General features: G+C 48.8%; 17 protein-coding genes. 4 read left to right on the plus strand and 13 right to left on the minus strand.

The window, feature by feature from the left end:
- Window positions 1-17: 17 nt before the first annotated feature.
- The 11 genes from ACJJI5_RS12945 to ACJJI5_RS12995 all read right to left on the minus strand — a co-directional run bounded on the left by ACJJI5_RS12945 (window position 18) and on the right by ACJJI5_RS12995 (window position 18,198).
- Window positions 18-3,338, minus strand: coding sequence for an STY4851/ECs_5259 family protein (locus ACJJI5_RS12945; protein WP_445354266.1), 3,321 nt, complete (start codon window positions 3,336-3,338; stop codon window positions 18-20).
- Window positions 3,339-3,405: 67 nt separating this feature from the next.
- Entirely contained in the window at window positions 3,406-4,332 is a 927-nt protein-coding gene (locus ACJJI5_RS12950; RefSeq protein WP_445354267.1) for a metallophosphoesterase, read from the minus strand.
- 198 nt (window positions 4,333-4,530) lie between these two features.
- On the minus strand, window positions 4,531-5,196 hold the full coding sequence (locus ACJJI5_RS12955) for a hypothetical protein (protein WP_445354268.1): 666 nt from the start codon (window positions 5,194-5,196) through the stop codon (window positions 4,531-4,533).
- 2 nt (window positions 5,197-5,198) lie between these two features.
- Window positions 5,199-6,290 carry a ComEC/Rec2 family competence protein gene (locus ACJJI5_RS12960; protein WP_445354269.1) on the minus strand — a complete coding sequence of 364 codons (1,092 nt, stop codon included), beginning with the start codon at window positions 6,288-6,290 and terminating at the stop codon, window positions 5,199-5,201.
- Window positions 6,291-6,959: 669 nt separating this feature from the next.
- Entirely contained in the window at window positions 6,960-8,180 is a 1,221-nt protein-coding gene (locus ACJJI5_RS12965; protein WP_445354270.1) for a restriction endonuclease subunit S, read from the minus strand.
- On the minus strand, window positions 8,177-9,835 hold the full coding sequence (locus ACJJI5_RS12970; RefSeq protein WP_445354271.1) for a type I restriction-modification system subunit M: 1,659 nt from the start codon (window positions 9,833-9,835) through the stop codon (window positions 8,177-8,179). The genes ACJJI5_RS12965 and ACJJI5_RS12970 overlap by 4 nt, the downstream gene beginning before the upstream one ends.
- 71 nt (window positions 9,836-9,906) lie before the next feature.
- Entirely contained in the window at window positions 9,907-13,422 is a 3,516-nt protein-coding gene (locus ACJJI5_RS12975) for a DEAD/DEAH box helicase family protein (protein ID WP_445354272.1), read from the minus strand.
- 456 nt (window positions 13,423-13,878) lie between these two features.
- Window positions 13,879-15,378 (minus strand): sigma-54 interaction domain-containing protein, encoded by a 1,500-nt coding sequence (locus ACJJI5_RS12980; RefSeq protein ID WP_445354273.1) that lies wholly within the window; start codon window positions 15,376-15,378, stop codon window positions 13,879-13,881.
- Window positions 15,368-15,478, minus strand: coding sequence for a helix-turn-helix domain-containing protein (locus tag ACJJI5_RS12985; RefSeq protein WP_445354274.1), 111 nt, complete (start codon window positions 15,476-15,478; stop codon window positions 15,368-15,370). Before ACJJI5_RS12985 ends, ACJJI5_RS12980 begins: the two co-directional genes overlap by 11 nt.
- A gap of 361 nt (window positions 15,479-15,839) precedes the next feature.
- Window positions 15,840-17,036 (minus strand): M12 family metallo-peptidase, encoded by a 1,197-nt coding sequence (locus ACJJI5_RS12990; RefSeq protein WP_445354275.1) that lies wholly within the window; start codon window positions 17,034-17,036, stop codon window positions 15,840-15,842.
- Window positions 17,037-17,307: 271 nt separating this feature from the next.
- Window positions 17,308-18,198 (minus strand): LysR family transcriptional regulator, encoded by an 891-nt coding sequence (locus tag ACJJI5_RS12995; protein WP_444908347.1) that lies wholly within the window; start codon window positions 18,196-18,198, stop codon window positions 17,308-17,310.
- 58 nt (window positions 18,199-18,256) lie between these two features.
- On the opposite strand from ACJJI5_RS12995, the gene ACJJI5_RS13000 reads away from it, so the two are divergent.
- Complete coding sequence (locus tag ACJJI5_RS13000; RefSeq protein WP_445354276.1) at window positions 18,257-19,066, plus strand: SDR family oxidoreductase; 810 nt, start codon at window positions 18,257-18,259, stop codon at window positions 19,064-19,066.
- 80 nt (window positions 19,067-19,146) lie between these two features.
- On the plus strand, window positions 19,147-19,644 hold the full coding sequence (locus tag ACJJI5_RS13005) for a DUF1097 domain-containing protein (RefSeq protein ID WP_445354277.1): 498 nt from the start codon (window positions 19,147-19,149) through the stop codon (window positions 19,642-19,644).
- A 122-nt stretch (window positions 19,645-19,766) separates the two neighbouring features.
- Here the strand turns inward: ACJJI5_RS13005 and ACJJI5_RS13010 are convergent, their stop codons facing one another.
- A complete protein-coding gene (locus tag ACJJI5_RS13010; protein WP_445354278.1) occupies window positions 19,767-20,594 on the minus strand; it encodes an alpha/beta hydrolase in 828 nt (275 codons plus the stop codon).
- A 543-nt stretch (window positions 20,595-21,137) separates the two neighbouring features.
- Between ACJJI5_RS13010 and ACJJI5_RS13015 the strand changes: the two genes are divergently transcribed.
- Window positions 21,138-22,019 (plus strand): putative selenate ABC transporter substrate-binding protein, encoded by an 882-nt coding sequence (locus tag ACJJI5_RS13015; protein WP_445354279.1) that lies wholly within the window; start codon window positions 21,138-21,140, stop codon window positions 22,017-22,019.
- Between the two features lie 45 nt (window positions 22,020-22,064).
- Here ACJJI5_RS13015 and ACJJI5_RS13020 read toward each other — a convergent pair whose 3' ends face one another.
- On the minus strand, window positions 22,065-22,997 hold the full coding sequence (locus ACJJI5_RS13020; RefSeq protein WP_445354280.1) for a LysR family transcriptional regulator: 933 nt from the start codon (window positions 22,995-22,997) through the stop codon (window positions 22,065-22,067).
- 101 nt (window positions 22,998-23,098) lie between these two features.
- Here ACJJI5_RS13020 and ACJJI5_RS13025 point away from each other — a divergent pair, with 101 nt between their 5' ends.
- Window positions 23,099-23,692: an FMN-dependent NADH-azoreductase gene (locus ACJJI5_RS13025; RefSeq protein WP_445354281.1), complete on the plus strand. Its 594-nt coding sequence runs from the start codon at window positions 23,099-23,101 to the stop codon at window positions 23,690-23,692.
- Window positions 23,693-23,765 lie beyond the last annotated feature (73 nt).

The raw sequence follows: 23,765 nt of genomic DNA on the forward strand, positions 1-23,765 counted from the left end.
GTACGCTCTCCCTGCTATCATTCTGTCATCAAATATGTGGTTACCGAGGCATGAGCGGGTATAAACCACCCTTGCCGATCGAAGTCCGCAATTGCCCGAATAGCGAACTTCATAAAATCCGGGCTTACCTCCAAGTCCTCAGGCTTAGCTAGCCCTGCTGTTACGTACCCAAGAAAAACGGGCAAATAAGCCAGCGCATTGGTTTCATGTGTATTCGAGTAATCGTACAGCTGAGAGTCAACTTGTTTTGCTAAAACCCACCGTCTCAAGCTTGAACCCAGATAATTGGGCCAACTATCCACTTCAGTATGGTTTCTGCGTAACTCCTGGAAGAAATGCCTTAACAGTTCACCAGTTGCTACCCTCTTCAGATCACCACAACCGCCTCCCTGGATATAAGGTAACACTTCTCTGTAGCCAGAAATAAGACTCTCAAGAATCTGGCTACGCTGTGTCAAAATAGTGTCGACGACGGTTTGTGGGACACCGCTACGCTTTATCCAATTGGAGTATCCCTGGTAGCACGTTCGCCAAGTGGACAGGGGAATATATTCCCAAATGATCGAAAGCTCCTCTTGGAATCGCAGCGCTTTCGCCTCATCCAAATTTAGCCGTAGGGTTGCGAGTGCCAGGGTGCGGAGATTCCGAGCCAACGCTTTCCAGGCCTCAAATGTGGAAAGTGGCAAGTGATCAAAGTTCTCTAACAACTCCTCCAAATAGCTCCAGCCACTGTGGGATAGATCTTCAGCCATACGCTGGATCTGACTATCAATAACAGCGGGATTATCCCTGGGGTGGAACGCTTTGGCCGCAGCGTGTAGGGAATGGATGTCCCTCTCTTGCGTATCGACTTGATTACGAGGTACAAGGACCGGGCGAAACTGGTCAGCAGCGCCGGGTTTTGGATAAATCAGCCATGGGCCATCGCTCTTTATTTTGGCAGGCAGTTCAAATGCCCCCATACCCACGCCACAGGTAGTTGTCTCTTCCAGCTCTATTGGCTTCATTGCCGGATCGGACAGCAGCATTATTTCGGCTTTGCGCGGCTCCCCTACTCGCGTAGCTCGCGCTCCTTGGAGGCGAAAACTATCGTGGCCTTCCCGTTCGAGACGACCATTAAATCGGCGTATATCAAATCGCATTAGAGGCTGTTGCGAATCAATACTAAAACGGATATAGCTGTCTTGGTCTCCTGTAGCTCCCAGGATTTGGCGAATATCATTGGTAAAGGCAAATAGTGATAAGGCCACGGGGCGATCACATGCGACTACCGAGTAGTAGCGATGGATCTGCGCACCACTCCCCGCGAGTTGCAACTGAATATTGAATACTTGCTGTCCCATTGCCCCATTGGTCAATACCAACTGGCTGCCTAATAATTCCTCAAGCAACAGCTCTGTGGGAGTGTCTTCTTCTCCACTAGCGGAAATGAAACGAACACCCTCAAATGGAAAATCCAATTCAAGTTCAACTGGAGCCTCGCCATCACTGCAAAGTGACAAGCGAAACTTGGCTGGTGGATTAGCGCCGCGATACTCTAAGGGTGCGGTTATGGCCCCGTTGTTAAACTCACCTTTACAGGGATCGATGCCCTCACCGCTTACCCGGACCTGTAAATTTGCAGATGTTTTGACTCGAACCTGGGCCGGAGTTCTGGCATAGGCCGGGAATGAGCTGAGTGTTATATCTTCAGGCAAAACACCAAAGCGGCGCAGGAGAATCGTCTCGCCCTCACTATTGGCGACCTTATAACGGAAAGCGCCATAGCGATCCGGCGCGCTCTCACTAACCACTCGCTTACCATTGATGTAGCGTGAATATGCTGTGCTCTTGCTAGTGATCGTATCCAAAGTCAGCTGTGGCCAGCCACGGTACACACTTCCTGGCAGGGACTTGTCCAGCATTACCCGGCCCTTGAGCTGCACCGCACCAGTCTTTGAACCTGGCATCCCCGGAGAGAAGCGATAAAGCTCCTCTCCCAATCGAACTTGAATACTATTCGTTACCGTGAGCCAACGCCCGTGGCTATCCTGATGTTGATAAATAGCACCCTCACCTTCGAGCTCAGCAGTTAAAGGTACCCACAAAAGGGCTTCCTCGGCGGCGAATCGGCATGAGCCGTCACCGCTCAAAACCCAACCCTGATCATCTCTCTCGAATAACAGCGGTACCTCAGAAAAAGCAACCGCACTTTCCGCGATGGTTTCAGCATAAATCTCTTGGCCATTAGCCAAAAATGCTAACTTCAGAGGCAGAGAATACTGCCGCCGAGAGAGTCGATAGTATTGACGGGGAAAATTAACTGAAAGCTTAAGGCCCTCCTCCCCCTCGCCAATTAGTTGGCCGTATAGTGCCCCCGCCTTGTGAAGCAGTGTCTCCCCTTCATAGAAGCCCAGCTCAAGGCGGGTACTCCGCAGAGACGACGGATTCACTGTAAAGCACAATGTCTTAGATAAAGTAATTTCTGTGATCAAAGCCTGGCTATAAAAATGATCCGGGTCCAGCCAATGCCTGCACGCTATCGAGGGCTGCGCTTTTGCCTTTTGCTGGCGCTCGCCCCGGCTTCGATCAGCCCTGCGCAACCAGTCATTCACCAGCCGCTTGCCATTTTCTTCCCCCAAGGGAATGGGAAAACCGTGCCGCCAAGCCTCTTCATGTTTATCAAGGTAGCTTGCCGGGTCTTCTTCATCCGTGATGGGATGGTTTTCTACCAGAGCGACTAACTGCTCAACAATCCCCGCAAGCAACTGCCGTGTTTCCGTATTGCGAAAGCTTTGGGGTAAAGATGCGAGGTAATCACCAAGGAACTCTGCGGTACTGCGGCCTGCATCGCGATTTTCATAAAAATTCTTTAGGCCCGCACGTACCGCCCGACCGAATCCATGGTGATCATGCTGTACCAATTTCCAGGGCAGCCCTCCCTCGGAAAATAGCGAACCAAGAATATCCCGGCCCGCAGTGCGCCTGCGGATGGGACGCCCCCAATACTTGACCAGCCCCTCTTCCACGGCTTCGCTGCGCTGTGACGGCGTCAGGCTAATACCCAGCGCCCGCTCAAAACCATTCCACGACCAGCCCCCTTCACTCGCGTCGTAATTGCGGCGAAAGGACTCGGCCACATACAAACAAAAACAGGCGTACCAATAAGACCTTTGGATAGGACTGTGGCGATCAGCAAACCCTTCCGTTAATACTTGGGCAAGCTCGCTATACTCATCACCGGTAACATGGTATCCAAACAAAGGGCGGCCGTCGGGAATCTTTGCCCCACCGACTCTGCGTAAAATACGAAATGTTACCAGCCACTCTTTCGCTGGTACTGCGGCGACTACGCTCATTAAAACCTCCATTTAATCCCAGTACATCACTGAGAAATCCAAGAAATAGAATTTAACTGGATAGCAACTAGGCAACAAACACAAACTTGTCTTTTTGCAGTATCTGCTCACCATCAAAGCGGTAGGCGACCAGCCTGCCATTTCCCGCTACCGAGTAATCTAGACATGCAACATTATCCGTTAGGGGAGCGGGTACACCTTTCAGCCAATAGTGGCCGATAAAACAAGGCTTTTCCGTTTTGAGATAGTGAGGAGTATCGAAAGGCACTGGCAAGCTAGCGGCGGAACCGATATCAACACCACGCGGCAACGCTATCTCCCCCAGCGCTTTTCCAGAAGCGTTCCACCATTGAACGCGGACAGCAGAGCGGCGATTACCATCCTTATCCAGAAAACTCACTCCTTGAGGCAGTTCAATTTCACACCCTTTGAGCAAAGTTTCCACCGCATTGAAGGCATCACTGCCCGGGGAGCTAGCTTGCACTAAAAGCTCAGACGTTAACTTGCCCCTACCTGTATTTGATGCTAAAAAATTGATTTTCTTCTCATCCCAGCAAGCATGCACCGCGCGCAAAGGGCCCAGATCAAGCCACAGAGGCAATGACCTGAAGAAATCCAATACTTGAGATTTTTCTGGATCGTTATCAGGGTACTCATTCAAAAAAGCCTGGTGCTGTTTAGTATTTTTATCGGTATGTGGGCGCAGGGGCTTGCCATTGACTTCGGTGTGATAAGCCAGGGCGTTAAACTCGTGATTGCCCATAATCGCTTTGGCATGACCATTTTCTACCATGCTCATGACTATCTTTAGGAGCTTGCGATGCTCCACCAGATGCTCTCCTCGGTCGATAAAATCTCCAAGAAAGATAACTTTGCGTTCTGGGTGCGCATAACCACTGCTTGTTTCCCGATAACCCAGAGTATCGAGTAACTCAATCAATGCACTACCGTGACCATGAATATCGCCAATAATGTCGTACTTGCTGTGCTCCATGCGGGTCCTATCTCCTAAAACACAAGGACGTTTCTGTATTCCACCCCCCCCTATATGTACCATATTGAGATTAATCTGCGCACTTTTCCGGCGCATAAGAAAGCGCACCGGATTGGAAGCGCTTCCTCAATGACCGCCAGATACTTAGAGGTGGCACAAACAGGGGAACGTCCACACTATCGATAGATATAAAGTGGTTTAGCTGGAAGCCGTTACCTCATCTGAAGCTATTGCAGCTTTGGCCATACTAATCGCCACTGCCGTTGTCACTAACCTGCGCCCAGCATTTCCGGCGGCCAGGGCAAAACCCAGAGCGGCCAGCGGGAACACCGTGCCGGAAGTCAACTCAAACGCAGACATCGATTCAGTCAGTAGCAGCTTTGCCAATACAAAAATTGCGGCGCACAGCAGTGAAACCGTTGCGGCGTCCCGGTAGAGCAAATAGGACTTGTGCGTAGAAGCCACCTCATGCTGGTCAGCTACAGGTCGATAAAACTCTCGATACCAGTAACTGTTTTGCCCCTTGTGGTCCGACGAGAGGGATTCACAGTCCGGCACTTTCTCTTTGAGCAACTGGGCATCTATACGCGGGTCGGCCTCCACCAGCTGAATAAAGCGGTGGCCGGGGAGCACATTCCGCAGGCGTAGGAATACCAGGGTGTTCTTTAGGCCAGTGGGCAGTAAATAGCTTAGCCAGCTGGCCAAGACGCCAATAGCCAGCATCACCCCGCCGGCCTCCTTGATTGAGGTGAGTAGATTGATATCGAATGAGGCGGTATTTAAGCAGTACACCACTAACAACTGAAGTAATACCAGTAGAGCCAGCGGAGCAGTATTTTGCGTTTTCGGAGAAAGGCCAGCCATGCTTAAGCCTCCTCATCTTCATAAATGTAGTGATAGGGCTCTGGCTCAAGGCCACCCCACCCCTCTCTATCTGGTGCATGGTGGTGATGCCGTATGCCCTGGCCCCGAGTGGCCAATACATTGACTCCGCGATGGGTAAACGCATTCATCACCGCCTTTCTCGGGTGTTTTGGCTCGCCCTCTTTTGCCGTTGAGGCAATAGCGGTAATGCCGCGAGACTCTCCTTGTATTACCGGCTCGCCAATCAAGCGGTTCAAAACCGTGGTGCCGATATTCCGCTTGCTGCCGTGATGGGGGATCTGCATCAACTTGAGTTCGGCACCGCTTGTGCAACCGTCCACTTGGTCCGCCGCCATTTCAAGCGCCTGAATCCCTGCATCCCCGGTAAACAGTAACCTGCGCCCATCGATAACCAGCTGGGTGATCACGCTGGAGTTATTTTTCGCGGAAGTTACGCCCTCGTCATTGATCTGGTCATCACCCCAGGTCGCGAAGAAGCGTTTGATAGCGGCCACAGCCTTATCAAAAATACTCTGTGCTGCTTCGGTTACGGGGGCCCGCTCCGGCATACCTTCAAAATCGGGGATTAGAGATTCGTAATATTCGAGGGACGGGCCCAAGACTTTCAGTATGCCGCTGGTATCCTGCTCACCGGTAAAGGGCTCGCGAATAACCACCCCCTTTGACTCGGCGAGCTGAACCAGTGACCAAGCCTTTTCCAGGTTTTGTTTTAAGCGTTCGCTAAGGCTGTTGTCGCTCACCCGGCCATCTTTGAAGTGTTGGGCCAGCCCCTGGTTGTGCTCCCAGGGCTGGTGAATCCACAACTCTTTCACATCCAGCTCATCTAACACCGTCTCCAAGCCATTAATATGGTCCTGGTCTGGGTGAGTATTGATCACAATATCCACCTGATTCGTGCCGAAATGCTCCTTGATATGCGCCACCAGCGTCGCCCCCGTATCTTTAAAGCCCCCGTCGATCACTACCACCGTCTGCTCGTCCCGGCCGCCATGGAGATTGCCGAAGCGGATCGCAATCGCATCCCCACTTTTGGATTCATCACCCACACCGAGAAAATCAACTTCGTATCCCATAACTTTTGTCCTTTTTTGATTAAGTTATGAGATAACGGTCAACTTCTATGCCAAGTTGGTTTTTGTATATAAATCAGCAAGTTAGATGTAAATCCAAAAAGATCGACGGCAAAATAAAATAACTTAATTTATACATAGATAAGTTTTTTTATATTCGTTACTAAGAAGCGCACTGGAGACTACCTTTGCGGAATTTGAATGGCTGAACTATTGCGGGGCTGCCCAACTAACAGAGAATCATTGGCGGAGGGTTTAAGATGTGCAACTGAATGCGTGAAGTTGGGGCGAGCAACAAAGTATCCGCTTCCGACCGGATAAGCTTGGCAGCGAGGAAGCTAGGTATTCAGGCAGCGGCTAAGACAATGCCGCTATGGAGGGATGGTTCTGCGGCTGGGAATGCGGGAGAATGTCGCCTCTTGGGTATGGCTTGCAAGGAAGGCCCGTACCAAAAAATGATAGGGCACTTCCCACCGAGGGCCAAAACATCACTTGATTTACTATCTTAGTGTAGTTAGCTAGCAGCGTGTTAGACCGCTACAACCGCCTCCAGATACTAATGGTGTGTTGATTGCACTGTTTCCAAAAATGTAACCGGCGCTAAACCAATGCTCTGAGTTACGCCAAAGGAGCGGAAGCTGGCCGAGAATAGCGTTATTACTTTCATGTTTTTTATAGCTTTCCTGAGAAAGCTTTTTGGCTTAGTGAAGAAAATAGATCACCACTAACTGCGTTTAGCTCACTGCTTTTAATAGTGTGAACATCCAATTTCCTACATATCTTCCCAAACTTATCCTGAAGGGCTTTGGGGGGCAGTATAACTTTTACTTTCGATAAGCCATCTTGATCTATCGTTGTCATAGTCACAGTTTTTGACTGTTGAAAAACACGCTTTCTTACATTAGGCATTCGAAGCTGATAATTTAGAAATATAGGATTAACTTTTGATAAATCTGGAGGCATGCGAATTAAATGGCACTCAAAAAGCGCCTTATCATCCTCTCCAAGATACACATTATTAAATCCAATTCCTTCAAGCTTTAGGGATGACCTGCAAAATAATATGTCGCCATATTTCATTCCATACGAATTCAATTCCTTTTCGGTAGGATTTATGAAGTTTCCATCACTTCGAAATGAAATATGATTTCCTCTAAATAGTTCACTCACCCATGCAACAGGTATTTCACCACCATATTGATCATTTTTTCTAAAAACCCCATTATTCATCTTTCTAGATGACAGGTTTTCCAATGTTACCTCATCATAATCATAAGGGTTGGCCCCCGGATCACCAAACATATCCAGGAAAACGGAGCGGAGGAATTCGTCGGCGAGCTGGATGGCTTGCTGGCGTTTGCGGCGCAGGTTGTCAGCTTTATCCAGAATGGCGGCGATGCGTTTTTGTTCTTTTAGGGGTGGGAGGGGGATTTCTAGTTCTCGCATATTTCCCAACGAAACAAATTTCTGTGTTCCTCCTCTCGACTTACTTCTAAATTGCTGCTTTGCTAAAGCGCTATTGAGAAAGTGGAAAATATATCGATTAAAAACCGAATCATCTTTAAACTTAAATAACGCTACGTTTTTTATAGAAAATTCGTGTATTTTATCAACAATTACAGGGTTTCCTATTGTTCCAATCATTGCATATAAAATATCACCATTATCTACAGCGGATCTTCTAGATATTGCCTCATGGTCTTCCTGGCTGATATATGTACATGTTGAAAAGTCAATCGCCCCATTAACTAAATTTTTTGATGTAACAAGTGGAACCCCGTCATCTACTGGCGCTGGAGAGTCATGAGTTCCATCGCGGACATCTATAACATCTTGCGCTTCCACCCATCGCCATCCACTAGGTAGCGATTCATCACAACCCAGCTTAATCACAACATCGCCTCCAGCTCTTTCAGCTCCTTCTGAATCTCCACTTCCAACGCCTTTAAGCGCTTTAAAATTTTCTTGGGCGGATCGTATGTTTCCTCCTCATACACCACTTCCTTGTAGCGATTAATAGAGAGGTCGTACTTATTGCTGGCAATCTCGGCCTTATCCACCAGAAATGCCTTGGCGGTTTTATCGGTCCATTTCTTGACGGATTTGCCGGCCATGGCCTTGGCGCTGTACTTATGCCACTGGCTAATCAAGTCCGGCAGATCATTGCTGCCTTTGCCGGTAAGCGGGGTGCGTTTATCGTCCAGTGAAAAGCCGTCCGCTTGCAGATCGTAGAACCAGACTTTGTCGGTCTCGCCCCCTTTGGTGAAGATCATGACCGCTGTGCTGACACCGGCATAGGGCTTAAACACCCCGCTGGGCAGGCTGATAATGCCCTCCAGCTGGTTGTCTTCGATCAGGGTTTTGCGCAACTGCTGGTGAGCCTTGGAGGAGCCGAACAGTACGCCGTCGGGTACGATCACGGCGGCGCGGCCACCGACTTTAAGCATGCGCAGGATCAGGGCGACAAACAGCAGCTCGGTCTTTTTGGTTTTCACCGTGCGCAGGATTTCCGGATCGACATCCTCCTCATCCAGGCTGCCCTTAAACGGCGGGTTTGCCAGTACCAGATCGAAGCCCTCTTTGGCCTCTTTAGGGAAACTGTCGATAAAGCCCTGGCTCAGGGTGTCCTGGTAGTGGATATCCGGTTGGGCCACGCCGTGCATCACCAGGTTCATGGCGGCGATACGCAACATGGTGGCATCGAAGTCGAAGCCGTGGAACATATCCCGGTCCACATGCCGGCGGTGCTTGGACAAAAGATCACCGGTATAGAGGGTCTGCGCTTCTTGCTCACCTTTTTCATTGGTGACCCTCTCGGTAATGGTGCCCTCTGGCGAGCTGTACTTTTGCAGGATAAATTCGTAAGTGGTGCTTAAAAAACCCGCCGTGCCGCAGGCTGGGTCGCAGATGCGGTCGGTTGCGTCGGGGTCCATCAATTCGATAATGGCGCGAATAATATGGCGCGGGGTGCGGAACTGGCCATTAATACCGGCGGTGGTCAGCTTGCTGAGCAGGTACTCGTAGAGATCACCCTTGGTATCCCCTTTCTCCAGCGGCAGGTCATTGACCATATCCCGCGCGCGCACCAGCAGCGAGGGCTTCTGGATCATCAGCTGGGCGTCTTTCATAAACTCCGCAAACAGCGTGCCCTCGTTGCTTTCGGCACTGCTCTCCTTAAAGTAAGGGAACAGCTCATCACGCACGGTCTCCAACAATTTGTCGGCGGACTCGATATGCATCAGCTTTTGCCAGCGCAGGTGTTGTTGCTTTCTGTTAAAGCGGCGCTTAAAAGTCTTGCCGGTACGCCGGGACCTTTTCTCGTCGGTGGTCTCGTTCATATCCAGCAGGCGTGCGTACATCAGGAAGGTGATCTGCTCGATCACGGTGAGGGGGTTGGTGATCCCGCCGGTCCAAAACTCTTCCCAGAGTTTGTCGATATTGCTTTTTAGTGCGCCTGTAATCATGTTACTTCTCTTACTACTGGTTCGGAAGGACAGATCACACTGCTCTCGAGACACGCTGTGAATACATGCCTGTGCGCTCGTCATCGGCGTCCATGCCGCATACGGTCCCCAGGGCAGCGTGACCTTTCCTTCCGCTTTTTTAGTACAACTCTAAATTACTCAACGGGCTGCGCTTGCTCTGAAGCTTTCTCTGCAGTTTGGCTTGGCACGTTGAGCTGTGATTTCTGTGTTTCTGTATCGACAGTGAAGCCTGCCACAAAATTGGCAATCAGCTCCGCTTGGTGTTCCTCGAACAGCCCGTCGATTCCGTCCTGGTGCAGGCCTTTGAACGGTTGCTCGTAGAGATCTGCAACAGTCATCTGCCCTTTGCGGCAAATCTCGCTTTTAAGCAGCCCTAAAAAGCGTTGCTGGAGGGCGCTGAGATTGATGTGATGCGCTTGCACAAACGCGGTAAATTGCCTCTCAATCGCCCCCACGTCCAGGCCGATAATAGTGCGCAGCAGCTGATCGACGCCGGTACTGGACTCCGGGTAAAACTCAGCCAATAGCCCAAGGTCGACGCTGGGGTTTTGTGTGTGCACCAATGCATTGAGGGTATCCAACTCTGCGGCTGTGACCGGCTCTCCGGCACGGATTTTTTGCAGCACCGGGTCTTTGTCGAAAAGCGGCGTCAGTGTTTTTTCCACTTCTTGCCGGTAGATTTCGTAGTCGACAGTGCGAATATTGGTTTTGCGCTCCTCCACCTGGTAACCCGCGCTGTCCTCTTTGATATCGTAGATAGGGATCGGCGCCGTTGGTGGCACCGCGCCCTTGTCCCGCAGATGGATAACTGTGCGGAGCTGCTGGCGGCTATGTTCCAGCTTATCGAAGTCCGGAGCCGCCCAGTATTCATCTTGTTGCAGCGCGTTGACATCCGAGGCTTTGCTGCGCACCTGGTTTAAGTGCATGGATAGGCTGCGCACTTTGCTGAGCACCTGCTCTCTGACGGGCTCCAATAATTTGGGCTGGCAGAGCTGGGCATGCTGGGCCGCAGCGATATCGAGATCCCACCTTAAGGCCTCGCTCTCGCCCTGGATATTACGCCATTGCATCAGTGGGGCCATTTTTTCATACAGCAGCGCTTTAGTGGCTGGGGCAAACTGCTGCAATACTTCGATCTGACTTAGCTGTTGCTTGAGCTTCCAGTTATCTTTGATCGCTATGGTGTTGTCATCCAGCGCATCGATGTCCTGCTTGATCAATAGGACCATTTTGCCAAAGCTATGCATCTCGCCGCGCTTGAGGGCCTCCTCTGCATATGCCAGCCGAGCTTCGAAGAGTTTTTGACTGAGCGATTTACTTTGGCGGGGCTCTTCCTCCTCTGGCTCCATTTCGAAGTATTCGAAATTGCCCCAGTGGTCAAAGATCAGGAATTTCTTTTTGTCATCGCTGCCATCGGTGGCGGGGCCAAAGAGATTCGGGCACAGGCGGGTGCCCCGCCCCACCATCTGCCAGAATTTCACTTTAGATTTTACCGGCTTGGCGAAAACAAGGTTGAGCACCTCGGGCACATCGATACCGGTATCGAGCATATCTACGGAGATGGCCACAGTAATTTCGGAGTCTTTACCATCGGTAGCCTTGAAATCATCGATCAGCTCTTCAGCTCGCTCGTACTTGGAGTGGATCACTCGACAGAAGTTACCCCCGTACTCTGGATACATCTCGGCAAAGAGCGTGTTGAGTAATTCCGCATGCTGAATATTGCGGGCAAACACCATGGACTTGCCCAGTGTTTGGTTGTCGGCCAGGCGCTGACCGTTCTCCATTAGGTTGCACAGGATGGCGCGGTTGGTATCTTTGTTAAAAACGGCTTTATCGATTGCAGCCGCTTTAAAATCCAGCTCATTGGGATCAAAACCTTGATCTTCCAGCTCGGCAATTTGCTCGTCACTGAGCTTGTCGCCCTGAATCCCCTCGCGCAAAAATTGGGTGGTATGGGTGACGACTTTAAAGGGGACCAGGTGCTTGTCTTCAATCGCCTGTTCCAGCGGGTAGTTGGCGGTTGGCATTTTGTAATCACAACCAAACAACTGACTGGTGGAACGGCTGATCATTTCAACCGGTGTGGCGGTGAGGCCCAGTTGAAACGCATCAAAGTACTTAAACAGATCGCCGAATACGTTGTAGATAGAGCGATGTGACTCGTCGGCGATAATCAGGTCGAAGTAGCCGGGATCAAACTCCTCCATGATTTTCATCATGCCGGGGTAAGTGGCCACGTAAATCTGCGATTTTTTACGGTGCTCTTTTTTGCTCTTGCCGACAATATAGAGCGGTTCGTTGGTAAACTCGTTGTAAGCCTTGCCGGCCTGCTTGCGCAGTTCTTTGCGGTCGCAGAGAAACAGTACACGCTTGGCCCAGCGGGCATCAATCATACGCTTGGTGAGTGCGATAGCAACGCGGGTTTTGCCGGTCCCCGTAGCCTGCACAATCAGGGCTTTGCGGTGACCTTGGCTAAATCGCTCGCACACTCTTGAAATGGATTCGAGCTGATACATCCGGCCAGCGATATCCGTTGCCACCGGTGTGGCGTTGAGGTCTTGCCGGGTGCTGCGCTGGCCCACAAGGTATTGCAGACTGCTCTTGGAATAGAAACCGTAGAGCTTGCGGGGGGAAACATCTTGCGCATCATCCCAGATAAAGATGTCGTAGCCGTTGGTATAAAAGATGACTGGGCGCTGGCTGTACTTTTTCTCTAGGGAGTCGGCGTAGAGCTTGGCTTGCTGGCGACCCTTTTCAGCTCTCTCTCGTGTGCGCTTGGCTTCGATAACTGCGAGCGGTTTTCCGTTATCGTCCCAGAGTACATAGTCACAGTAGCCGGTGCCGGTAGCGGTGGGCTGGCCGTCAACCTCTTCCTCAAAGCTCACTTCATCAGTGTTCTTGCCTTTAACAAGGTCGATATCCCAACCCCGGCTGTGCAATTCCGTATCAATCAGGCGGCGGCGAGTTTGCGCTTCGTTGAGTTCCAGCTGATTTTTAGCATCATCACTGGCTTGTTTGTACGCACTGATTGCTGCTTTATCGAGTTGGGCTTTAAGCTTGGCCGCTTCGCGCTGCGCTTTAATTTCGGCCTGCTGTGCGGCTTCAAGTTCGGTGATGGCCTGCTCAAGACGAGCTTTATGTTCAGCTTCACGTTGTTTACTGGCCTTCAACTCTTTCACGGCGGCCTTGCTTAAGGCTTCAGGCGAAACGGTTTTGGCAGGCTCTTTGAAAGGCGTTAAGTCACCTTTGCTCCCCTTTTTAAGAGACAGCAGTAACCAGCAACTCAGAATATGTGTTTCCTTGAGCAACCAGGGGCCACTACCTTTGCCAAACTTGCCCTCGTGCGCTGCCTTATTGCCCTCTTTGCGAATCGCATGCAATTTATCGATGATGGCCTGGTCGACTACCGAGGCAAAGGCGTGGTTTTCCAGGCGATCAATAAACTTCTCATTGGGCAAACTGGGCAGGCGCCATTCCCGGTAGACAATACCTACCAGCTTCTCGGCAAAACAACGAAGCTTAATCAGTGCGCTTTGCGGGTCGCTATAAATGTATTGCTCGGCGTGGCCCGCTAAACTGGCAAGATCTGGCCAGTAAGGTCTTAAATGCTCAAAATTCTGTGACTGCATAAATTCTTTTATTTCCATATCCCTGCTAGTGCAGGTGTCGTGCCAACAACTTAGCGACCATTGATTTACACTGAATTTTCCATCCAGGTGATCAATACCTGAGGTCTCTTCAGCCTCAATAGTTGCGCCGCTTCCTTCTTTACACCACCACTTTCGTCCTGCGAACACTCGCTATAGTGAATGTGAAATCTCGAAATAAACTCTTTAATATCAACAAGTTGAAATAAAACCCTATCTGCGCCCCACCTCAGGTTAAATACTGTACGCCATCACCCAGCAGCTTAGACCGCACCCTACAGTCCCCAATGGAGACCTGAAAAATGATGGGGCAATCCCACAAACACCAAAAGATAACGTTTTTTACCTCAAAGTAAACTTATTTACTCTTGCTCTACTTTCTTACCCCAGCCTCTAGCCAAGTTTCCCAGTAGTTAATACGCCTACACCTATGCTCCAACTCTAAGCTGGCAGCAGCTAGCTAATGCTCAATTTCTTCACTTTATTCTCAAGGGTTTGGTAGCTATTGAAACCCAACAACTCCGCTGCCTTGGTTTTCTTGCCTTGGGCTACGTCGAATGCGAGGGGAATATAATGCCGCATTACATCATCACATAAGCCCTGTAAATCAATGCCTTTCGATACATCTTTATCCAGCAGTCCCGAGTTTTTCTCGGGCATCTGAAACAGTGCCTGACGTACATCCTGTGCACTAATCGTATCCCCCTGACACCACAGCGCTGCTCGCAGCAAGCTGGACTGCAACTCCCGTACATTGCCCCGCCATGGGTGCTTGATGATAAGGTTCATCGCACCGGGAGATAGTTTTTTACCCCGTAAACCCACATCTTGCTCACACAGGGCTTCCAAGATTACGCCGGCTAGCAGTGAAAGATCCCCTTCTCGCTCGCGCAATGGTGGCAAGTGCAGTACGCCAACGGCAATGCGGTAGAACAGGTCTTCCCGGAAAGAGGCATTGGCAACGGCCTCCATCAGGTTGCGATGGGTTGCGCTAATCAGACGGACATCCACCCGCTTTTCCCTAGTGCCACCAACAGGAACAAAAGTACCCTCCTGGAGTACTCGCAATAGCCGTACCTGTACGCTGGGCTCCAGCTCACCGAACTCATCTAAAAACAAGGTGCCACCATGGGCCTGCTCGAACACCCCAGCCTTATCGGAGGCTGCACCGGTAAAGGCGCCCTTGGTATGGCCAAACAAAACCGAGTCCACCAGTTCCGAGGGAATCGCACCGCAGTTTAAGGGAATAAAGGGCCGACTTGCCCTATCACTGGCATTGTGGATGGCACGGGCAAACAGCTCCTTGCCAGTGCCGGTCTCACCGTAGATCAATACCGGGACATTGCGCTGGGCCAAAACCTGGGCCTGTGCTTTCAGCCTCTGCATGTCCGGGTTGCGGGTAATGATGCTGTCAAAAGCGGCATCTACCGGCGCGACGGCTTCTGCTAGCTGGCTGATTTTTGAGCTGCTCAATTCTTTAGCTGCGGGAATATACTCCGCCGATAATTCAAAAGGCAGGGTTACCTCTTCAACGCCCTCCTCGATCGAGGCTCGATAGAAACGACTGGAATAGCGCGTTTTACCCAACAGTATCCAGATAGATTGCATAGCCGGAGTGCCGGGGCTCAGCAATATAGAGAGCTCGCAGCCTTCGTCTACAAGCCTGGCCAGGTGTTTATCGGCCGCCTCATAGATCGCCGAGAAATCCACCGGTGAGACTAGCGACTCAGGATAGGCCTTAGTCGGTATTTCGACCTGCTGGGAAAGCCAGTGCAAATAGGGATTAACCTCAGCTTCCGGATAGCTGTACAGCAGTTCAACCGCATCAAATGAATGAGACTTTAGGGTGGAGGCTATAGGCCCGAGGGGCCGCCCATCTACTGCACCGTTAGAGGTATTCTTCAAATCGTTGGCGCCTATCCAACTGATCATGACCTGGCGTTTACTACGGCTCATCTGCGAGCTCCAACATATCGCTAATATCACACTGGAATAGGCTGCAATGCGTATCCAGGGCTTCGATGTCGATTTTTTGTACGGTTTCTTTGTATATCAACTAACGGCATTACGGTTGAAACAGATATCATGCAAGGTATCGGCAATCTTCATTTTCCACTTCTCTATCACGCGAGCGAAGTGGCAACACAGTTAACCAAACCTATAGTGAATACAGTAAGAGCGATCATATCTAAAAAATTGAAGAAATTTCAGATGAAATGAAATATTTAAGTGGGAAGGCGGAGTAACTGATGAATTTTTGTACGAGTCTATTCAAGTTGATGGCAGAGTGACGAAGGCTTCTGCAGGCTTAAATTTTAAATAGAAGGCTAAGGCCTAACATTGTAACTGGAAGCAACTTCGTTCATTAAAACCGCTAGCAGTTCTGCATTGCTAGCGGCTATTGTATGAATTTGCCGTTAACTTTCCCCATCGACCCGGAAGTTGGCAACCTCCCAGGCGCGCTCACGGATAACCCGCGCATTATCCTCTAGGTTGGAGGTGCCTGTAGGGTCTCCATCTATTGTGATATCCGGGTTGGACCACTGCTGAATTCTGGGGCCGCCTCGATCCGATGGGCAATTGTAGGCCATCACACTCCTCCAAGTTGAAGGGGTGGTATTGCAGTAGCCGTGGCCATATTCAAACGGCTCCATATTCGAATCACTGTAGATAATATGTCGGGCTCCCAGCAGGTGGCCAATTTCATGGGCAAAGCTGAAGTACCCCGTTGCACACCCTTCCCTTGCGAAAGCAAAGGCTGTTGATTCCGTTGCGTAGATCGTCTTAGCCAGTCCACATGATCCGCTGTACAAATCATTGCCGGTTAAAACAATCATTACATCTGCACTATACAAGTCTCTAAGTTCGTATAGTTCTTTAGTTTCTGGGTATGCGTCATTCGAAAAGTACTCGCGATCAACATAGAAGCTGCCGCTCTCTGCATAGCTCGTTCTATAAGCGTGAACAATTTCTACCGAGGTATTGACTTCACTATTGGCAAATGAAACATTGGTTTCCTCTTCCAATAAGTCCATGTAGGCGGGTACATCACCGGCGTCTGCCTCAAAGGCATCGGTATAAGCAACTATAACGGTTATTTTTCCACCAGAGTCAGTAGTCGCAATTCCTGAGGTTGTGTTTAGCGCACCAACCTTGGAAGTAAAATCCATTTCTTCAAAGTAGTTACTATCATGGTCGACAAGTGAATTGTCTGGAACCTCAGCGATTGTAACCGCACCGTTTCCGGCAGGTCTCACTTTGTAGAGCCTACCTTCAGATTGTATTGAGCCAACAATTCTACCGTTGTTCTCGGCTAAGGTGATAAACCCTTTTCCATCCTCAGAAAATGCAGATAGTGAAGCCCTATTTTTTGTTGAGCGAATATTTTGCAAGGTAAACCGTTGCTTGCCGAGCTCACTGGGAACCTCAAGGGTACTACCGGGCTTCAAGCTAAAAATCTTGTTATTTAAACTTTTTTTAGTTCTATTTGATATTAGATTTGATCTACTTTCACTCATGGGAGATTCAAAAACAACATGCACATTTTCTTCTGAATGAGCGCCAAATGTAGAAAATAGCAACACGAAAGGCGCAAAAATTTTAAAGCTTTTCACAGACATACTCCCTGTATCTGCTTCTCGGAAAATCAATTTAGAAAGATCCGCACTAAAGATAAAAATAAATCTATTAATGCAGCCTTTAAAAGACTGAATAGAAATATTTATTGAAATCCACAGTGCGCGGCTACTCTATATGATTCTTAACTAAAAAAATATTCTTACGCCTACTAATAATTTAACTTCGCAAATTTTTGACAAGTTACTATCTGAAGAGCAGATAACTTTTTGGAAAATTAAATTCAAATGAAAGCTTAATCACAATCCTTTAAATGGAAACTGAAAATATTTTACTTAACCACTCAATAAATGCTCTAACCCTGGGAGATAAAAAGCGATTCTGGGTGAACACAACCGATACCGGCTCGCTGGGCGGGCGAAAATTGGGCAATATTTCAACTAAATTTCCTGCATCCAACTCTTTTTCTACATGAAACTTTGGAAACTGAGCCAAGCCGAGCCCCCGCTTAACGCCATCCAAGTAACTCTCTGTCCCAGTTACCGTCAATTGCGCCGGAACTTGCAACGTCTCTATCCTATCGCCAAGACAAAAAGAGAGCGGCGTAGACTTGCCAGTCGTTATAGAGCGAAGCGCTACAACACGGTGACCATTCAGTTGTTCCAAAGAGCTTGGGTGGCCGTAGTGTTCCAGGTATTGCGGCGATGCGCATGTAAGCCGTTCCAGCATGGTTAAACGCCTGGCAATCAGCTCACTATCCGCCAAGTGTCCATAGCGAATAGCACAGTCGACCCCTTCTTGGACTAAGTCCACCCATCGATCCCCCTCACTCATTACCAAAGAAATGTCAGGATACTGGGCAAAAAATTGGGGGAGTTGTGGCATAACAAAATGACGGGCAATAGTCCCTTGTACGTCTACCCGCACCTCACCGCCTGGCAATAAACCTGTAAATGCCCCTTCTGCTTCCTCTACGTCCGCAAGTATTGAAATACAGCGCTGATAATACAGTTCTCCATCCAGTGTTGCCCTGACCTTGCGAGTCGATCGCTGCAACAACCTGACTCCCAGCCGTTTCTCTAGCCGGTTGATCACCTGAGTCGATGTCGACCTCGGAATCCCAAGATCAGTAGAAGCGGCTGTAAAACTGCCCCGCTCCACAATCCGCACGTACAAGCGCATCGCATCCAGCTTATCCATATCGCCCTATTGTTTGTTTATTTGGAACAATAGATTCCATTTTAGCCGGATTATCTACATGAATAACACGAATAGTATGGAAATACAGCCAAATCAGGGAGCAGCAAGGGCAGCTCCAGTAATCACTACGGAGATCATTATGGAGAAAGTGGCACTGGTAACAGGAGCTTCCCGTGGCATAGGCGCGGCGATCGCCTCTCGCCTGGCAAAGGATGGCTTTACCATTCTGGTGAACTTTAAAAGTAATATTTCAGCTGCCGAAAAGTTGGTAAACCGCATTGAAACCGAGGGTGGCAAGGCGGTTACTGCCCAAGCCGATATCAGTGATCAACAGGCGGTTTCACGCCTATTCAACTCTGCAGAAGTCACCTTTGGCGGAATCAATACTGTCATTAATAATGCGGGCATTATGAAACTAGCCCCTCTGGCAGAATGTGAAGAAGATGATTTCGATCGTCAGGTAGCTGTAAATCTTAAGGGCACCTTCAATGTCATGCGTGAAGCCACCGCAAGGCTTCAAGAAGGCGGCCGGATTGTCAACTTATCCTCGAGTGTCGTCGACTTGTGTATGCCGAATTACAGCGTATATGCGGCGACCAAGGCAGCTGTTGAAGCTCTGACCCAGGTAGTCGCCAAGGAAATGCGCGGGAGAGATATCACCGTGAATGCCGTCGCCCCAGGGCCCACCGCTACCGAGCTATTCCTGTCGGGAAAGACCGATGAAATGGTGAGTACTCTTGCCAAAATGTCACCACTTGAACGGTTGGGCCGGCCCGAAGATATTGCAAATACCGTTGCCTTTTTAGTCAGTGAGCAAGGTGGCTGGATCAATGGACAGGCCATACGAGCTAATGGTGGACTTGTCTAACCTCACAACCAATCGCCCTTCTAATTAAAATTCCCCAGCTAAGCGTTATACGAGGTGGGATGATTTAGGACTAAAAGCCAATGACCGCTCAATCACCGGTACTATGGGGTAAATACATCAGGGACACCCTTATCGCTGCAACCGTTGCTAGTGCAGCAGCATTTACTTGCTATATGCTAGAACTTCCTCCCTGGGCCATGTTTGTTGGATGGGTTGCTTTCTTTACCCAGCCAAATTCTGCCTCAAGTGCAATCTCCAGCGGGATTTGTATTGCTCTGGGAATATTGATGGGAATGACAGCAGCTATAGTCAATACCCTTTTGCAGCCAGTGGTAGGCAGCATTGCCTTTGCAGTTACAGTTTTCTCTGTTGCATTTGTGGTGGTATCGCTAAGAGGACTGCCACTTGTAGGTAATATCATTGCCTGGTTTTTAGGGTTAATCACTTTCTTTGCAGCCCATTCAGGAAATGCTCTTTCTGGAGTGATTGGGCTGACAATAGTGACCGCTCTAGGCATCCTCGCTGGCTATTGCTGCTCCTACCTACAATCTCTTACTGGAGAAAATAAAGCTAATTGATAGTCAGGGAGTCTCGGCATAATTCAACATTATCCCTGAGGGCCTTAAGAGGCTCCCTGATTAGAACTAACCCCAACATATGTTCAAAACTAGATAAATTGAGCGCTAAGTCATATCCTCTCTCAATTCACACCGCAGATATCCAATATCTTATTCATTAGATCATTATTTCTACTGCTTAACATACGCGATATAGTATAGTGGTTTTTATTTTTCAAAAGTAAATATTCGCACGAGCTTTTCGTTTGCTGTAGCTTCCCACAGTATCTTTTTGACTGATCAATAAATTCCGCAGTCTCATCATCACCTACTGCAACAATCGCTTTGGTGAAACATCTAATATCGCCAAAAATGGGACTCAAATTAGTAACGTCATCTTCTGATAAACGTAGAGATTCATTGAGATAAGATTGCCTCATCTTTGTTAAGTCATAGAGCCCGCTTAACATAATAGCGCCGCTAATTGAGCTACGGACTTCAGGTGTCCACTCAAATTCTAAAATTTTAGCCACAAGGAATGCCCCAACAGAGTGACCGCAGATCACAATATTATTGGGATTGCCATTCCAGCGATCAATATTTTTATATATCCATAAGAATGCCTTTATATTTTGCTCAATAATTTCTTTAACACTGACGGCGGGCGCCAAATCATAGTTGACCAAAGCAACTGTACACCCGGCCTCTACAAAGGGCTTGGCAATATACCGGTATTGCTTTTTATCTAGCGCCCGGAAGTACCCTCCGTGGATGAATACAAATACCGGTGCATTGGGAGATCTAGCAGGAAATATATCTAATTTCTCACCGGAATTATCTCCATAGCTGATATCCAGTGAGCTTCTTAGGGATTGCGTGGCAAGATAGCTTTGTAGCTCATTAATTAACAGATGGAGTCTACCAAATGGGTGCCGCTTACGTAGATTAAACTGATCGTCATATTCACTCATTTCCTGTGTCGGCTCCGCAATTACTGGCTTAAACTGCCTATTTTACACCAATGGGGCTCCCTAGCGTCTGAGGAACCGCTAAACAAATTCGTGACTCCCCTGGCTTATGGAGCAATTCATGCTGAGGCGGGACTTATCTCTCAGGAAGTCGCAAGTTTATGGCGCACTCCTAAATACACTAAGAATGAGCATTGAAAGCACTTTCTAACTGATACCCCCACATGAGCTAGGCCAGCTTAATGAATGCGTATATCTACTATTTGCAGCTCAAAGAATAAGTATATTTCGTACAAAAGCTATTCAACAAAGAAGGACTCCCTGTAACAATCAAGATCTGAAGAGTATTTAACAAGTAAATACCTGCCAACTATATTAACAAATCAGATATAGCGTACAAAATTTAGAAGGCCATCTCGCTTTTGTTAACCCAAAGAAAGAAAATATAATTTAGTCAGGTTTTCTGATCTATATATAACGCCTATAGTTAAACTTTTAGTTTTATCCTACAAATTTTGAACTACAGATCCGCAGAGGACCAAAAGAATGTTAAAGCGTTTAACCGTGTCTATTCTAACCCTCATTATACTGTGCGGCGTACCCTTCGTATCATCTCAAGAAAACCCAAAACCTTTTGTTTTCACTGCCATTCCAGACCAGGACCCGGAGCTCTTACAAAAACGCTTTGGCAAAGTTGCACAGTATTTGTCCGACGCGCTTGGGGTTGAAGTTAAATACTTACCGGTCAAATCCTATAGCGATACGGTTGAGGCCTTTAAAAATAACAAAGTTCAATTGGCGTGGTTCGGCGGATTTACTGGGGTACAGGCCCGTATTGCGGAGCCTGGCGCCAAGGCCATTGCCCAGGGAGAAGGAGATCAAAATTTCACCTCCTATTTTATTGCGAATAGAAGTACTGGGCTCACTCCTTCAAAAGAGTTCCCCCGTGGTATTGAGGGCATGAGCTTTGCTTTTGGTTCAGAGCACTCCACTTCTGGACGGCTAATGCCGGAGTATTTTATTCGAAAAGCACTGGGCAAGCCCCCTGCCGAGGTGTTCAGCCGTGTGGGCTTTGGAGGTGACCACTCCAATACCCTGGATCTTGTGCAATCTGGGAAGTATCAGGTTGGCGCCCTAAATCACAAGGTGTGGGAAAATGAAAAGAAAACCGGCAAAGTGGATGAAAGCAAAGTGCAAGTGATCTGGAAAACCCCAGGATATCCAGATTACAACTGGACAATTCGTGGGGATGTCGATGAAACCTGGGGCAATGGCTTCTTAGACAAGGTCCAGCAAGCGATTTTGAATATGCGGGACCCTAAACTACTTGCCGCATTTCCCCGCAAAGGGTTTATCAAAGCAGACAACTCAATGTACCAGCCAATCGTCGAGACCGCTCACGAAATTGGCTTGTTAAATAATGAGTAAGCGAATCAGGTTCAAATTGTCCCTACTAACCAGTTCATGGCCTAGCTAAGAAGCCTCCGGGGGTGTCAGATCCTGCAAACGGTCCCTAATAATAGCCGCCAATCTCCGTGCGCCGGGACCAATATCGTCCCTGTTAGGAAAGATCAGGTACATAGGAACCTCCCTTTTGCTTCCCCCCTGAAGGGGCAAGGGCTTTAAGCTTCCTTCAGCGAGCTCATTCAGAATTTTGTCTTCTGGTAGCCATGAAAAACCGTAGCCTTTGCAAGCGGCGCCAATCAAAGAAGACATGCTACTTAGAGTCCACCGCTTAGCCACTTCAACCGTGAGCGTTTTACTACCACTCTGGGGGTTCGTATCCCGAACCACCAGGTGACGATGATTGCGGAGATCATTCATAGTTAGCGGGCGGCCCAGCTCATGCAGGGGGTGCTTGGGATGGGCCACCGGGATTAGACGTGCAGGAGATGGTAGTAATTCACCGTTGTAGCCCAGGGGAATTCTGGGGCTGATTGCAAAATCAACCCTCCCCTCATTCAAGGCTTCTAAAGTTCCACTAATCACCATCTCATGCACTTCAATACGAGTTTGAGGGCTCTCTTCGCCAAAAAGCGCTAGGCAATCCAACAACAACCAAATTGGGAATAGCACCTCCACGGAAATCGCAATCTGGGACTCCCATCCAGCCGAGGCCCGGCTGGCGGCCTGCTCCAATGCAGAAGCATCCTCCAGTAATTGCTTTGCGTGACGGTAGAGCATCTCACCTGCGGGAGTCAGAATCGCCTTGCGTCCACTAATGGTGAAAACCGCTACAGCCAGTAGTGATTCCAACTTCTGCACCGAATAGCTTACCGACGACTGACTCTTGTGCAGTAGCTCGGCGGCCTTTGCATACCCTCCCCCTTCAACTACCGCTATCAAGCAACGCCACTGCTCAAGAGTGATCTTTGGGTTTGATAATTGCGTTAACTGTTGTTTCATGATCGAATTTTTCGATATAAATAAGCAGATAATTCTAATTTTTAATCAATTTAATGAATGTTTCAATAGCGTCATACAAAGTTAGTTACGAGGAAGCAGTCATGGCAAAGGTACTCAACATCAAGTCCAGCCTCTTTCAAGAGAACGGCCAGTCATCTCAACTTGCGGACAATTTCATAGCGCGCTGGAAGGTTAAGAACCCGGAAGATGAAATCATCCATCGTGACTTGGTATCCGAGCCTGTACCTCATCTGAGCCTGGAGCACTTTCAAGCCCACAATACGCCAGCTGATAGCCGTTCAAACAAGCAAAGTGAAATTGCAGAACTTTCGGACAAGCTGATAGAGGAGATATCATCGGCAGATCTGCTGGTGCTAGGTATTCCGATGTATAACTTCAACGTCCCGTCTAATTTGCACACCTACTTCGACTTTATTGCACGTGCCGGGGTAACGTTCCGATATACCGAAAACGGCCCTGAGGGCTTATTAAGGAACAAAAAGGCCATCATCTTCATTTCACGGGGTGGTGTTTATGGTGATGATCATCCCCAGAGTAATTACCTTCGACAGTTCTTGGGGTTTATTGGTATTACTGATGTGGAGTTTGTCTATGCTGAAGGCTTGGCAATGGGAGATGAAGCAAAAGAGAAGGCGTTGGCTACGGCAAGAGAGCGTATTGCTGAGCTAGTGTGAAACGTGACTTGGGGGGCAGATTCCCCCCCCTCTGCCTCAATCAGAAAAAATAGCCCGCTACGTTGTTAAAGCT

The sequence above is a fragment of the Microbulbifer maximicatervae (SeqCode) genome (genome assembly GCF_052467955.1).

Bases quoted from the DNA above. Each gene is read 5' to 3' on its own strand.
- ACJJI5_RS13005 (WP_445354277.1), top strand. From the start codon at position 19,147: ATGACCGCTCAATCACCGGTACTATGGGGTAAATACATCAGGGACACC.
- ACJJI5_RS13020 (WP_445354280.1), bottom strand. From the start codon at position 22,997: ATGAAACAACAGTTAACGCAATTATCAAACCCAAAGATCACTCTTGAG.
- ACJJI5_RS12995 (WP_444908347.1), bottom strand. From the start codon at position 18,198: ATGGATAAGCTGGATGCGATGCGCTTGTACGTGCGGATTGTGGAGCGG.
- ACJJI5_RS12955 (WP_445354268.1), bottom strand. From the start codon at position 5,196: ATGGCTGGCCTTTCTCCGAAAACGCAAAATACTGCTCCGCTGGCTCTA.
- ACJJI5_RS13000 (WP_445354276.1), top strand. From the start codon at position 18,257: ATGAATAACACGAATAGTATGGAAATACAGCCAAATCAGGGAGCAGCA.
- ACJJI5_RS13010 (WP_445354278.1), bottom strand. From the start codon at position 20,594: ATGAGTGAATATGACGATCAGTTTAATCTACGTAAGCGGCACCCATTT.
- ACJJI5_RS12980 (WP_445354273.1), bottom strand. From the start codon at position 15,378: ATGAGCCGTAGTAAACGCCAGGTCATGATCAGTTGGATAGGCGCCAAC.
- ACJJI5_RS12950 (WP_445354267.1), bottom strand. From the start codon at position 4,332: ATGGAGCACAGCAAGTACGACATTATTGGCGATATTCATGGTCACGGT.
- ACJJI5_RS12975 (WP_445354272.1), bottom strand. From the start codon at position 13,422: ATGGAAATAAAAGAATTTATGCAGTCACAGAATTTTGAGCATTTAAGA.
- ACJJI5_RS12970 (WP_445354271.1), bottom strand. From the start codon at position 9,835: ATGACGAGCGCACAGGCATGTATTCACAGCGTGTCTCGAGAGCAGTGT.
- ACJJI5_RS12945 (WP_445354266.1), bottom strand. From the start codon at position 3,338: ATGAGCGTAGTCGCCGCAGTACCAGCGAAAGAGTGGCTGGTAACATTT.
- ACJJI5_RS13015 (WP_445354279.1), top strand. From the start codon at position 21,138: ATGTTAAAGCGTTTAACCGTGTCTATTCTAACCCTCATTATACTGTGC.
- ACJJI5_RS12960 (WP_445354269.1), bottom strand. From the start codon at position 6,290: ATGGGATACGAAGTTGATTTTCTCGGTGTGGGTGATGAATCCAAAAGT.
- ACJJI5_RS13025 (WP_445354281.1), top strand. From the start codon at position 23,099: ATGGCAAAGGTACTCAACATCAAGTCCAGCCTCTTTCAAGAGAACGGC.